Origin of the sequence: Gibbsiella greigii, from assembly GCF_039540155.1 — a bacterium.
Taxonomy (GTDB): domain Bacteria; phylum Pseudomonadota; class Gammaproteobacteria; order Enterobacterales; family Enterobacteriaceae; genus Gibbsiella; species Gibbsiella quercinecans.
The window spans coordinates 37120-50548 of the sequence record NZ_BAABEM010000046.1 but is presented as its reverse complement, the minus strand read 5'-3'; the positions used below and the strand labels follow the sequence as shown (position 1 = coordinate 50548).

Below are 13429 nucleotides of genomic sequence, written 5' to 3'. Positions count from 1 at the left end.
AAATGTTAGCCTGCATTGGCATGAATAACGTCAGCAATGATGGCATTAACCGGCGCCAGATCCTGTGTCAAAGCGGATGTCTGATACAGCGGTTCTGTACGGACCGTATTTGCCAGCACCAGACCATCCCGGTTCTGGGTGTCGACCGTGACCAGCGTGGACAAACCGATCCGCAGCGGGTGTTCCGCCACCTCCCGATCGTTTAGCTCAATACGCACCGGCAGACGCTGAACGACTTTGATCCAGTTGCCGGTGGCGTTCTGAGCAGGTAACAGTGAGAACGCACTGCCGGTGCCCATGTCTATACCGACCACTTTGCCGGAATATTTTACGTTATCACCATACATATCGCTGACGACGGTGGCTCCCTGACCAATGCGCATCTTTTCCAACTGCGTTTCTTTAAAGTTGGCATCAACCCAAATGTGGTGGGCAGGTACAACAGCCATCAAAGACGTAGACGGCGTGATCCGCTGCCCAACCTGTACGGCACGGCGCGACACAAAACCCTCTATCGGACTGCGAACTTTGGTGCGCTGGAGAGCGAGCCACGCATCCCGAACCTGAGCGGCGGCCCACAAAACCTGCGGTTGCTGCGCAACGGGCGTATTCAATACCATCGCCTGATTGGCGTTATACTGCTGAACGGCGACATCGTATTGCGCTTTGGCCGTTTCCACGGCATCGCGGGCATGTTGCAGTTCTTCACGGCCAATCGCATCAACATTCCCCAGCACAATCCGGCGTTTCAGGTCTGTTTGTGCCTGCTGCCATTGCGTCTGACGCAGCGCGATATTCGCCTGATACTGTTTGCCGTTAATGATCAACTGGTGCGTTTGACGCACGCTGTTTGCTAGCGCCGTTTTAGCGCGCTCAAAAGCCTGTTCCGCATCGGTCGGATCGATAGATGCCAGTACGTCGCCTTTTTTCACGAAGTCGGTGTTGTCGAAATTAACGTCGGTCACACTGCCCGACACCTGAGCCATAATCTGAACCTGATTACCGGCAACATACGCATCATCAGTAGACTCAAAATGACGTAAAACCAATAGCCAGTAAAACAGGTAGGCAATAGCGATAATAATGAAAATCCCGGTTAACAAAAGCATCGCGATTTTCCGCGTTTTCTTTTTATTTTTCGGATGTTGCGGTGTTGCCTGAGCTTCGGCATGTGCGCTCATGATCTTCTCCACATGTGTCTATTATTATGATTTTTGGCTCGCTGCAGGGGCCTGATAGCCCCCCCCAAGCGCACGGATGAGACGGATTTTTGCCTGCATCAACTGACTGCTGGCGCGAAGTTGCGCCTGTTGTTGTTGCTGAAGCGCTGACTGGCTGCTTAAAAGCGCATCTCTGCCGATGATGCCCGCGCGATACCTTGCATCAGAAACGCGATACACCTCTTCAAGCGATTTCGCGGCAGAAGATGCCTGCTGCCATTGTTCAACACGGCTTTTCGACAGGGTTATGGCATCCGCAGTTTGTTGGATGGCGTTCAGGATGGTCTGGTTATACGACTCGACGGACTGATCAAATAACGCGGACTCTTCACCCAGTTTGGAACGCAAAGCCCCCGCGTGGAAAATCGGCAGCGAAATTGCTGGCGTGATGTTCCAGGCTTTACTGGCGGCCTCCAGAAAATTCGGGCTGGTGCCTCCGTAATGAGTGGTCGTCAAACCACCAAAGGCACTGATAGAAAGGCTGGGATAAAACGCTTTCTTCGCTGCGCTGACACGTTGAGCATAGGCTTCCACCAGATCACGCTGTGCGGTAATGTCAGGTCGTTTGCCCAGTAAATCCAGCGTCAATTCGCCTTTCGGCGCCAGTGCGTCAGGTGATGGCAGCGTAACGGCGTGTAGCCCGTTCATCGCATCCGGGCCACGCCCCGCCAGTGCGGAAAGCTGATGTCTCAATTGTTCGGTTTGTGATAACAGACCAATGATCTGCTGTTTGGCACTATCGGCCTGAGCCCGCGTTTGCTGCGGGATGTCAATGCCATACACACCGGCCTGATACTGCGCTTTACGCAAATCTACCAGACGCTGATGGTTATCCACTTCCTGTTGCAAGACATCCTGCAAAGCCAGATTGGCCTGCAACTGATAATAGGCTGACGCCACCGCACAGGTCAGCGTCAGAGCGGCTTCGGCCTGTTCAGCACGGGTGGAATCCACCTGTGCCTTCGCGGCATTCACCTGATCGCGGTATTTTCCCCACCAGTCAAATTCATAGCTCAGATTCATCCCGAGGCTGTTTCTGTTGTCGTAAATCGGCGCTTCAGGGTAGCTGGTCAGGAACGGCGGAATCGTGTTTTTCGCCACACGTTCACGTCGCATTGAACCATTTAAATCCAGATAAGGGCCGTTGGCCGCATCAGCCTCGCCCATCACGCTTTGCGCTTCCCGCACGCGGGCCGCTGTCTGACGTAACGATGGCGAGTTTTGCAACGTCGTTATCATCAGCTTCTCGAGCTGCGGGTCATTTAAACTACGCCACCACTGTGGGCCGACGAGCAAAGAGCTGACCGTTGCCTGCTGCAGATGAAGCTGTTGCGTATCGAGCAGCGAAGACTGAGGAGCAATATTTTTATCGGAGGCGCAGCCAGCCAAAATGACAATGGCAAACAGTGGCGTAAGCCTCCAACAAGCTTGGTGTGGCATGTAGGTTACCTGAATAGAAAATCAAAAAATTTACGCGGTGCCGCGTTGGTTTCTATCGTGTCACTGCATCTAAAATGACCGTCCTGTATACGCAAATGACAATGCTGGTCTTCATGTCTAAATTCCTTTATCATGAGAAAACTAACTGCAACGTTGGAGTTTAATTTAGTGCTATTTTCAATAAATGACAACTACCTTTAAACAAAAGGTAAGAGATACTGAAAATGCTAATACTAGGATTTCGCAAGTGTCTACAGTTAAGTTTGAAGGCTCAAAATCCATTGAGGGTCTTGTTGGCCACCTATACATACCTGCGAGACACACTCGCTAGATTAATAAAAATCATGAATGTCGTGTTCAACATATATAGGCTAAAATCCGAAATTGTTAATTTTTAAATTAGGGAGATAAAATCCATTTACATAAATTAAACAATAGGACCAAATAGAAATAAATGGCAAAAAAATCAGAATCTAATAAGCGCTTTACAATAAGAAAATTGCATAACTTTCGCACACAATTTTCCGTCAACGCTCTATTGATTATAGAATCAAAATACATTGGATAAAACTATGAAAATTGCAATCTCAGGCACTTACTCATCGGGAAAAACTTTCACCGCAATGGTTCTTGCTCATTACACAGGTGTACCTCGTCTCCTTTCAAAAACAATGAGGGAGATAATGCCGGGGCTGATACCCGGGAAACGCCTTGCGGAAGTATCGCCTGAGGAATTTCTGCATTTAGTGATTGCACGTCATATTGGTCGAGTGGAGTGTGAAATTATTCAAGGCTCCAGCTATATATCAGATGGCACTTCATTACAGGAACTTTTATATGGCGAAGCACGGCTAGTACATGGTATTAATCCTTCAGTCGGTACCAAAGAGAATGGTCAATACGCTACAGATATTCCATTCTTTGCTCGGGTATTGAAGGAAATTAGTCGCTCTTTGAAAACCCATGTAGCCAATACATATGACATATTTTTCCACCTCAAACATGAACTACCGCTTATAGCTGATGGTCATCGTCCAATGAATGCTGATTTCCGGGATTTAGTTGATCAACGTTTACTGGAAATACTGAATGAAATTGGAATTCCCTATGTAATAGTAAGTGGTGATGTCGAGCAAAGAGTTAAAAAGATATCTGAGAATCTAAATTTAAAACCAGTGATGCCTATTACAGAGGCGATTGAACGTGCCACACTAGATTACAAAGCACAAGACCTTCGCTTTGAAGAAGAACGTTCAAAAAATGCACACATGATAAATTCTGATTGATAATAATTCAGGAGAAGATTAAAAGGATTCTATCGCATAAAAGCGTTGACTGGTAACATGCTATTTTTTGTCATACTGCCGGCTCTTATATCTAATCAGGATCAGAAGCCCAACCGCACAAAACGTACATTGGGCTTCTAAATAATATATGCACACTGGCCCGATATAAGCCGGCCACATATCTTTTGACTCTGACGAAGTCGTCACATACTATATATTAATCTATATGGTATTCTATGTGGATACTTTTTCTCGTGAGTGACCGTCCAGAGACTGAATTCCATAAGAAAGCGGCTCATCGCTATGTGCCAGCCCCTCGGCGGCATAGTCCATTTCTATTATGCCGCCTGGATAAGTTTCTACACCAGATTTTCTGCAATAATTCTCTTTATACTCAAGTCCCCTAATCATGGCGTGTACTCTTGAGTTTTTATAATCTTCAAGAATGGCAAGCGTATATCAGCCATAGAGACGTAAAAACATGATTGCTCTTCGCTTGTTTACGCTTTCTAAAAACAGCCGATAAATTGATGGCCACCAATACTTGCTGCCATAATCTATAAGGCTTTAAAAAAGTCATTCACATTTTCGCAGGCGTAGTGATCTTCATGTTGCATAGAGGTGGTAATAAAAACCGTTTTCATCCCGAACACCTTTGGAATACTCAAATTGGCAAGCGTATCCTCGAACATAATCGCGTGCTCAGGAACGATCCCAAACTTATCAATAAAGCGTTCATAGGTCTGTTCGGCTGGCTTAGGCACATAACCTGCGTCGGCAATATCAAATATATCCGTGATCTGAGAGGAAATACCAAGCACCTCAAGAACCTGAGTTGCGTGCCATTTTGGAGATGAAGTAAATATAATCTTCCTTCCTGGGATTGAAGCAAGCTGGCTTTGAAGCAAACTATCACGACTCAACACAGAGTAATCTATCTTATAGATATAATCGAGATACTCTTCCGGTTTAACTTGGTACTCTTTCATCAAACCTCGAAGCGCGGTTCCATAACGCAGGAAGTAGTCCTTACGAATAGCCATTGCCTCAGCTTCACTTATATCAAAGAAATGTGTAATCCATGCTGTAATACGTGCATCTACCTGCCCCCATAAGCCACTATTTTTTGGATATAGTGTATTATCTAGATCAAATATCCAGTCACTAATCTGTAACATAGCTTGATGATTCATTTCCTTCCTCATTATAATATTAAATAAGCAATCTCTGTACAGAGAGAACTGCGGTTAATCACTGTCGTTACCTGTTCAAAAATCTATTTCCATGAAAATTTCGAGAATATATGTATCGAACCATTTGTATTTTATTCGTGATTCCGTTTTACCACAAATGTCGTTTTGGAGGCTTTTTACCATATTTATCGAAATGATGTTTTGGATAGCAATGTTACTAGATAGAAGATCTCACATAAGCGAATTTCGCTCAAAATGAATTTCACACGATCAACCTCTCCCTATTACCATGCAGCACATTCGAGTTAAAAGCAATAATCTTAACCAAGAAAAATAGCGCTATCTCACATTGACTTCATATTATTTTTCTTGTAAATAGTCTGGTTAGAAAATATCCATTAACCATTTTTCAACCGAAAATTATCTTACCCAGAACAATAAACACCAATTTAAGCAAGGTTTCTTTCCTCAATTTTTTACCAGGCCTAGCCTACTGTGGCACTGGGCCGACAATGCCAGTTGTAAATCAACTTCAATAAACTCGAATATCATTGTTTTTATCGTCTTTCGTGTGTTGATATGCTCTCCGTGTATGAGTTCTCCTTTCTGGCTATGGCAGACGACGTTAATAATTTTGAATCAATCAATACTCTTGACACGAATGCTGCATAGGTTTAATTTAAACTCCAACGTTGCAGTTTCACTTGAAAGGATAGAAGTATCCTTAGCATCTAGTTAATTTATATATACTTATTGTTGGTGATGGCTCTGAGCTATAGAGTTGTATAAGACACGCTATTTACCTGCGCTCTCCTGCTATAGCAAAGATTTTTGTTTCTTGTCGATTTTGTGGTCAAACGCACCCGATTCGTAAACCTGATTCTAATCAGGTCGGATCTCCGCGTTTTCGGTGCCTTACTTGAATATGCTGACGAAGCCCATAAATCCGATACAAAAGAGAAAATTGTCGATATGGCGTTGAATGGTTCCGGCATCAGAGATAGAGATACGGTGCAAACGTTAAAAGTTGGCATAATCATGGTCATCCAAACGTTAAAAACTCGCATCAAAACAGATGATCGGTAAAACAACTGTGTATGAATACATCGCACTGATTTGTAAGGTTAATGAGAATAGACTTATGTCGGCAGCAGAACGAACAGATATTGGCTATGGTATTCCTGTGATACCAATAAAAAAATGGTTACCATGTATTTTAACTAAGAATCGATGCCGATAGCCACAAGCTTTTTGATTTATTTTCTCCATTTGACATCGCCTTTATTGTAACGGATGACAGGGAAAATTATAAACGAGAAGAACTACGGGTAAAAAATTTTGTGAGTAAAATATTCACACAACGGATAGAACTGCATAATATTAATCTTTGGGCATAGATTAAGCAGCCTGCAAGGGAAACAATTTTCCTTTCCCATTCTTTTTAGGTTCATAAAAACGTGATCGGTAGCTATATAGAAAAATAATTATAATAAATTGAGGTCATGAACTTATTTTTTAGAAAATAGTTTATCAATATACAGGATTTATCTTCTTGCGAGTTGACCATGTACATAACTATATATTGTTAATAATATTAATTATGTTATCGATAGAGAAAACAGATAACATTAAAAATTTCGCCCAATGAAATATAACATTATTTTGTTGTAACAAAAATCACCCGTTCTAAAAATCACTTATCAATCAATAAGGGAATACCTATGAGTTTGTCATACTATAAAAAAATTGATGATTTTCTTGGTGACCGAAAATCCCGTTACTTCGGAGATGGTTATTTGAAAACTAATCAATCGATAGAAAATTTTCAGCTATTGACTGGTGCCGACCACACTCAATTTGTATGCAATGGTGTGGTTATTCTCCCAGAAGTCTGGTCGAAAAAAGGAAAAAGCAATCAAACTCCACATCTTAGTACTATTGATGTGCTTGAACTTTCCATTGAATGCCTGAGGCAATTATTACTAGCAAGGACTTTACAAAACAGGCCAGTTAGTGCCGGTCATATTAAAAAAATAAGCATTATTGCAGGGAACGCACCTGTGGAAACCGCATTGGATAATATAGAAATTTCCGGAAAATCATTAGAAGACAGCGATGGTAATCATGTGTTGGAAATATCAATCGCAAATATGCAATTGGAAATCGTCTATATCTCAAAAGTTAGCGCCAGTCTTCCAGTCCTCTCCCTAAAAAAACAACCTATCGAAGTTTCCTGTGTGATGGTTCATGCAGATAACGACGAATCTACCGCTTCTGCAGTTGTGAAACCTTTATCGATATATACTGATGAAACGTGGTCCATTTCCAGTTGTTTCGCGGCATCACTGCAACTGGGACAAACATTATTGTATAATCTTGATAATGTGGATCGAGCCAAGAGCAACACATTGTGGATGAAAAGAACTACCATCACATTTTCGAACGAATTGTCACGTTTAACATTACTTTCTCAACCAATTTCCACGAAACTCGAAAATGTGAGGAAATATACTAAAACTGATGGTGATTGGCGAAGGGCAGATATTGTTAGCGTTTTTTGCAACGCGAAAATCGTCTGCTCAGTAACTCATCGGCTACCTCCTGAGATTAAACCTAAAAAAACTTATCAATGACTTGTTCGCCAAAAAGCTTCTATAAAACATCCTGATCTTCATGCAAATTACTTTAAGCAGCGGATCAAGTTAGAATTTATGTATTACCATATCATAATGTGTTGTTTCAGGGGGAGTTATGGGAAAAAGTAGGGATATTGTTATCGTAGCAGCTCAACGTACGGCAATTGGTCGTATTCAAGGCAGTTTGTCTACCCTACCTGCTTATCAGCTAGGCGCTGAGTTAATAAGCTATATTCTTAATAAGATCAATGTAGAGCCGGAGCAAATAACTGAGGTAATTCTCGGACAAACACTAACCGCCGGATGTGGCCAAAATCCTGCACGGCAGGCAGCGATTGCGGCGGGGTTGCCATATACCATTCCTGCTATGACCATAAATAAAGTGTGCGGCTCCGGCCTGAAGGCCATTCATTTAGCAATGCAGTCCATCGAAAATGGGGATGCAGATCTTGTTATTGCCGGTGGTCAAGAGAATATGAGTCTGGCTCCTTATCTGATACCCAAAGCGCGAACTGGCTTACGCCAAGGGCACGCAATGCTTCAGGACAGTTTGATCCATGATGGACTTTGGGATTCATTTAATGATTATCACATGGGGCTTACAGCGGAAAACCTTGCAAAAAGATATTCCATCAACAGAGAGGAACAAGATGCTTACGCTTTTGCGTCGCAAAGGAAGGCTCTTGAGGCTATTGCAGCGGGACAATTCCAAGATGAAATTGTGCCCATCACTGTTCGTCTGAAAAATAATGAGGTTCGTATCTTCGATACCGATGAACAGCCTCGTTCTGATGCGGTGATAGACAAACTGGCTCAACTAAAACCGGCCTTCCAAAAGGAAGGTACTGTCACTGCCGGAAATTCCTCTACTCTAAACGATGGTGCAGCAGTGCTCCTAATGGCTAGCGCAGAGAAAGCCGACGCGTTGCGCTTACCAGTTCTTGCAACGGTGAAATCATTTGCCAGCGTTGGTGTCGATCCTGCGGTAATGGGCATAGGCCCAGTCCCCGCAACTCGACTGGCATTAGCTCGTGCCGGTTGGAACATTGAGGACCTTGATCTAATAGAGGCTAATGAGGCCTTCGCGGCACAAATTCTAGCTGTAAATAAAGAGATTAAGTGGGATACACGCAAAGTGAATGTGAACGGCGGAGCGATCGCGTTAGGACACCCTCTTGGAGCCTCCGGCGCTCGCATTCTTGTCACGTTGATACATGAGTTACAGCGTCGGAGTATGCGAAAAGGCCTCGCTACTTTGTGCGTTGGGGGTGGTCAAGGACTGGCTATAACTTTGGAGCGCTCTTCACACTTTGGGGTATCTGCCTAAGTTTAAATCTATAGAGCCTGTACATCGGTTTGTGTAATAGCCTGATTTTGATATGTTCTACCCAACATCGAAAACAAATTAATTTGTGGACGAAAAACAGTTGCAGGCTCTGGTTAACGAACTGGCCAAAAATCTCTAAACGCCTTAGGATCTCCGTCAGTTCAATCGCATACTGAAGAAATTACACAAAATCCTAAACAGGCTCATTTACGGTGCGAGCGCCAGACGGCGAGCCGCCAGCACGACAGAAGCCCTGCGGCGGGCATGTTCGCGAGCATCATCAGTTCCCGCAAACATACGTGCAACTTGCGGTAATGCCGCCCACCATCCAGCCAGCCCCAGAATCAGGAAGGCCAGGTGATCGGCATCAAAATCACGGGTGACTATTCCGGCTTCTTGGGCATCCTGAATAGCTTGCGTTTTGACTATATAGAATTTACGCCGTACATCTTCATCGGGTACTTTCCCATTCAGTACCAACCCTTCCCAACTTAGAAGCCTGTTGAGTTCCGGATGTTCACGATGATAATCATAAGCCCGACCCGCATATTCACCGATATCTTCAACGGTCAATGCCTCAATCGCCACTGCCTGCGCGACTTTTGCCAACTCTTCGCTCAGAACTGTCCTGAACAAAGATTGTTTGTCGCCAAAATATTTATAAACTCTTTCTTTATTAACTCCTGCTGTTTTCGCAACCAACTCAATCGTGGCGCCATCGGGCCCCAAGTCAGCAAACTGAACTACTGCTGCGTTCAAAATTTTTCGTTTAGTGCCCTCGGTATCCCAAGCCATAGGTTGCCCCTCTTTTTAATCTGCTGAATTACAGAAATATTGGAAGAATACTGAATTAAACAGCAACGTTGCAGTTGACATTTTAGCATCAAAATTAATATTAGTAATTGGTCATTCAAAAAAATTGATACAAGGTGTGCACATCCTGATGTCAATCCGGCACCATGATCATCGTTGTTCAAGCGAGCAAGGTTTCCTACCATGAACCTACCCACAAATAGTGGATACGCTGTTAAATGAGTAAAATCATTAACACCCCATAATCTAGAGTCCAGAAGTTTTTCTCTCTTACGGCTGCGATAATTTCCTACGAATGTATTGCTGTTGTGAACGATACCCCTGCGTACAATACGAACTATAAAAAGAAAGAGGAGATTGAGCTTGAGGAAAAACACCGGGAACGCGTTTGCGTAATGTGTGACGTCGGCCCTTGCGAGCCTTACACGTGAAGCGAGTAATCGGACGAAGCTCGCTGGAGAGTTCGTATCCCAAAAAGCAAAAAACCAGCCATCAGGCTGGTTTCTTTGAAAAAGTGGTGCCCGGACTCGGAATCGAACCAAGGACACGGGGATTTTCAATCCTCTCTTCGCCAGCAAGTTGAATTATCGCGGCGTGAAATAGTTACCACATCGAATTTGTACTCATCGAATACTTTATTCGAGTGTACACATGGAAAATATTGCCACAAAAGCCACTACTGCTTCTGTCAGTACTAAGCCGCAAATCGTGCCTATGGTTTCAACCAAAGGCGGAGAAGGTAAATCCACTCAAAGTGCCAACCTTGCTGGCTTCCTTGCCGATGCAGGTAAAAAGACTCTCCTCATCGATGGCGACCACTCCCAACCTACTGCAAGCAGCATTTTCTCCCTGGAATATGAAGCACCCAACGGTTTGTATGAACTGTTAATGAAGACGGTCGACCTAAACCAACCCGAACAAATTATCTCCCGTTCTGTTATTCCTAATCTTGATGTCATCGTTTCCAACGATCCCCACGACCGTTTATCTTCTGCCATGCTGCATGCCGCGGATGGTCGTATACGTCTGAAGAATGTTTTGCAGCACTCTTTGTTCAACGATTACGACGTCATTATCATTGACTCCAAAGGTGCGGCGTCTGTGATGCTCGAGATGATTCTGGTTGCCAGTACGGAATTCGCTGTCGGCGTTATCAAGCCTATACTGCCGGATACGCGAGAGTTCCTGCGTGGCACCCTAGGGTTGATGGAAGGACTATTGCCGCTGACTTGCTACGGAGTTTCATTACCACGTATTCGTATTCTGACCAACTGCATGGAATTCACGAACCTTGACCAGCAAACGCTGGAAAGCTTAAACAACATTATCGCCAACGGCCTATACACTCGGGCAGATCAGTTCAACGTTTCTCTCCTCGATACGCTTATTCCCAAATTAGAAATCTACAAAATGGGCCATGCCTGTGGTCAGCCGGTTCACCGTCTTGAAAGAACGACGACTCGCACATCCACTCAGGCTGCCGCCGTCACTATGCATAGTTTGGTCTGCGAGTTGTTTCCGCAGTGGAAGCCTGACTTTGACGCACTTCTGATGGGAAATAAGGAGGTGCAGGCATGAGCAAAAATAACCAAAACCGGTTGTGGCGTGCCGTTGCCAGCAGTACAGATCCCCTTCGCTTACGTGAAGAGGTTTTTGCGTTTGTTGACGCCCCAGACTACGAAACCGCCAAAGAGTTGTTATACCAGCGATTGTCTTTGGAATGGGGTGTTTCCCGCGGATTTATTGATTTCTATAACCTTGATAGTGAAGAAGAACTCCGTGAGCAGGCTTTAGGGGTTTTGTCTTCCCCTGGCGCCCCTCTGCTGGAGATCGGCTGGAGCCATCAAGCTGAAGGGGGCGCAATCTATGATAATGCCCCCCTAATCCTGGTCGCCTCAGCGGCGCTACGCGCAATATTAACCACAGCGCTTCATGAGATTGGTTCCTTATCGGTAGCGGTTGAGCAAGAAGCCACCTGTGTCGGGTGTGGTTGTACAGACAGCCATGCCTGCGTCGACGAAAACCGAAACGTTTGTTACTGGCTCAAAGTCAACCGTGAAACAGGGTTGGGTGTGTGTTCGTCCTGTGATTTTTTTCTGAGCCATCCACTCACTGAAGATCATGACTAAGGGGCGGACCATGTCAGAACAAACCGTAAACGTACCTTATTCCGCTGATGCCGAGCAGGCTGTGATCGGCGGGTTGATGCTGGATAACGACCGCTGGGATGACGTATTGCCGCTGATCCGGGAAAACGATTTTTATCTGCCGGCACACCGCCGAATTTTCAAAGCGATGGGGCAACTCGTTGCTAGTCAACAGCCGATCGATTTGATTACGTTGTCTGAATCGATGCAGTTGGAGAAAGGCACTTGGGAACCTTATGACGGCTTGGAGCAAGTAGGTGGATTTGCCTATCTGGCGGAAATGGCGAAAAACACGCCGAGTGCGGCCAACATTGTTGCCTATGCCAATATTGTTGCTGAGCGCAGCAGGCTGCGTGGACTTCTCCAGTTAGGGCGTGAATTAAGCGCCGAAGCAGTCGTTCCTCGTGCCGATGCGGCCGTACTGACCGAACGGGCGGAACAGCAATTGTTCCAACTGTCAGAGCAGACACAAACACAGCAAAATGTGAGTCTGATTGCCGGTCTTGAATCGCTGGCCAGTCATTTGGAAATGGTTAACGGTGGTAATGGCATTACCGGAACGCCGACCGGTTTCGCCAGACTGGATGCGATTACCTGTGGTTTGCAGGGAGGAGACCTCATTTTACTCGCTGCGCGCCCTTCCATGGGGAAAACCTCTCTGGGTCTCTCATTCTGCGTCGGCGCTCTTCGGGACGCCAGTAAGCCGGCATTTTGCTTTAGCCTTGAGATGCCGCGAGCGCAGTTGCTGCAACGACTTGTTTCGATGCTGGGGCGGGTAGCGTTAGCGCGGCTGCGCAGTGGTCAACTGGATGATGAAGACTGGGCGCGGATCAGCCAGGCTGTCGCGGAAATGACGCCCTGGGAAGATCGCTTAATCATTGATGATGAAAGCTACCAGACACCGGCCTTGCTGCGTTCACGCGCACGACGCTATACCCGCCTTTATGGCAGACCGGGCCTCATCATGGTGGATTATCTGCAATTGATGCGTTGCCCTGGTCAGGAAAACCGAACGCAGGAAATCTCTGAAATCTCACGGAGTCTCAAAGCGCTGGCCAAAGAGCTGGACTGCCCGGTGGTCGCGTTGTCTCAACTGAACCGTCAATTGGAGAGCCGGGCGGATAAACGCCCGTTTAACGGCGACCTTCGTGATTCTGGGGCTCTGGAGCAGGATGCTGACGTCATTGCTTTTGTTTACCGCGACGAGGTGTATGACGCTGGCACGCAGGATGTGGGTATTGCCGAAATCATCATTGGCAAACAGCGCCAGGGGGCTACTGGCACCATCCGCGTTAAGTTTGAAGGGCAATATACCGCTTTCAGCGATTTCCCTGACGAACAATATGCTGGCGCAGGGAGGGCATGAG

At 45.5% G+C, this 13429-nt stretch carries 12 protein-coding genes; 8 read left to right on the top strand and 4 right to left on the bottom strand.

Annotation, left to right across the window (positions count from 1 at the left end; all coding sequences use genetic code 11):
• Positions 1–5 precede the first annotated feature (5 nt).
• Entirely contained in the window at positions 6–1181 is a 1176-nt protein-coding gene (emrA, locus tag AC559G_RS19730; RefSeq protein WP_498914137.1) for a multidrug efflux MFS transporter periplasmic adaptor subunit EmrA, read from the bottom strand.
• A gap of 24 nt (positions 1182–1205) precedes the next feature.
• On the bottom strand, positions 1206–2660 hold the full coding sequence (locus AC559G_RS19725; RefSeq protein WP_498914135.1) for an outer membrane factor lipoprotein domain-containing protein: 1455 nt from the start codon (positions 2658–2660) through the stop codon (positions 1206–1208).
• Between the two features lie 572 nt (positions 2661–3232).
• Here AC559G_RS19725 and AC559G_RS19720 point away from each other — a divergent pair.
• Positions 3233–3946: an AAA family ATPase gene (locus AC559G_RS19720; protein WP_498914134.1), complete on the top strand. Its 714-nt coding sequence runs from the start codon at positions 3233–3235 to the stop codon at positions 3944–3946.
• A gap of 557 nt (positions 3947–4503) precedes the next feature.
• Here the strand turns inward: AC559G_RS19720 and AC559G_RS19715 are convergent.
• Positions 4504–5139, bottom strand: a complete 636-nt coding sequence (locus AC559G_RS19715) for an HAD family hydrolase (RefSeq protein ID WP_498914133.1) — start codon at positions 5137–5139, stop codon at positions 4504–4506.
• Positions 5140–5970: 831 nt separating this feature from the next.
• Here AC559G_RS19715 and AC559G_RS19710 point away from each other — a divergent pair.
• From AC559G_RS19710 to AC559G_RS19695, 4 genes are all read left to right on the top strand, one after another.
• The gene (locus tag AC559G_RS19710) at positions 5971–6225 is read left to right on the top strand and encodes an IS1-like element transposase (RefSeq protein ID WP_498914131.1); all 255 of its coding nucleotides are present in this window, start codon (positions 5971–5973) and stop codon (positions 6223–6225) included.
• Positions 6226–6365: 140 nt separating this feature from the next.
• Complete coding sequence (locus tag AC559G_RS19705; RefSeq protein ID WP_498914180.1) at positions 6366–6536, top strand: IS1 family transposase; 171 nt, start codon at positions 6366–6368, stop codon at positions 6534–6536.
• Positions 6537–6860: 324 nt separating this feature from the next.
• Positions 6861–7772, top strand: coding sequence for an AvrD family protein (locus tag AC559G_RS19700; protein ID WP_498914129.1), 912 nt, complete (start codon positions 6861–6863; stop codon positions 7770–7772).
• 118 nt (positions 7773–7890) lie between these two features.
• Positions 7891–9102: an acetyl-CoA C-acetyltransferase gene (locus AC559G_RS19695; protein ID WP_498914128.1), complete on the top strand. Its 1212-nt coding sequence runs from the start codon at positions 7891–7893 to the stop codon at positions 9100–9102.
• A 207-nt stretch (positions 9103–9309) separates the two neighbouring features.
• Here AC559G_RS19695 and AC559G_RS19690 read toward each other — a convergent pair whose 3' ends face one another.
• Entirely contained in the window at positions 9310–9897 is a 588-nt protein-coding gene (locus tag AC559G_RS19690) for a TetR/AcrR family transcriptional regulator (protein ID WP_498914126.1), read from the bottom strand.
• Between the two features lie 669 nt (positions 9898–10566).
• On the opposite strand from AC559G_RS19690, the gene AC559G_RS19685 reads away from it, so the two are divergent.
• From AC559G_RS19685 to dnaB-PI, 3 genes are read left to right on the top strand one after another with little or no spacing between them, the layout of a single operon-like run.
• A complete protein-coding gene (locus AC559G_RS19685; RefSeq protein WP_498914124.1) occupies positions 10567–11493 on the top strand; it encodes a ParA family protein in 927 nt (308 codons plus the stop codon).
• On the top strand, positions 11490–12044 hold the full coding sequence (locus tag AC559G_RS19680; protein ID WP_498914122.1) for a hypothetical protein: 555 nt from the start codon (positions 11490–11492) through the stop codon (positions 12042–12044). The genes AC559G_RS19685 and AC559G_RS19680 overlap by 4 nt, the downstream gene beginning before the upstream one ends.
• Before the next feature lie 10 nt (positions 12045–12054).
• Positions 12055–13428 carry an SPI-7-type island replicative DNA helicase gene (gene dnaB-PI, locus AC559G_RS19675; RefSeq protein ID WP_498914120.1) on the top strand — a complete coding sequence of 458 codons (1374 nt, stop codon included), beginning with the start codon at positions 12055–12057 and terminating at the stop codon, positions 13426–13428.
• Position 13429 lies beyond the last annotated feature (1 nt).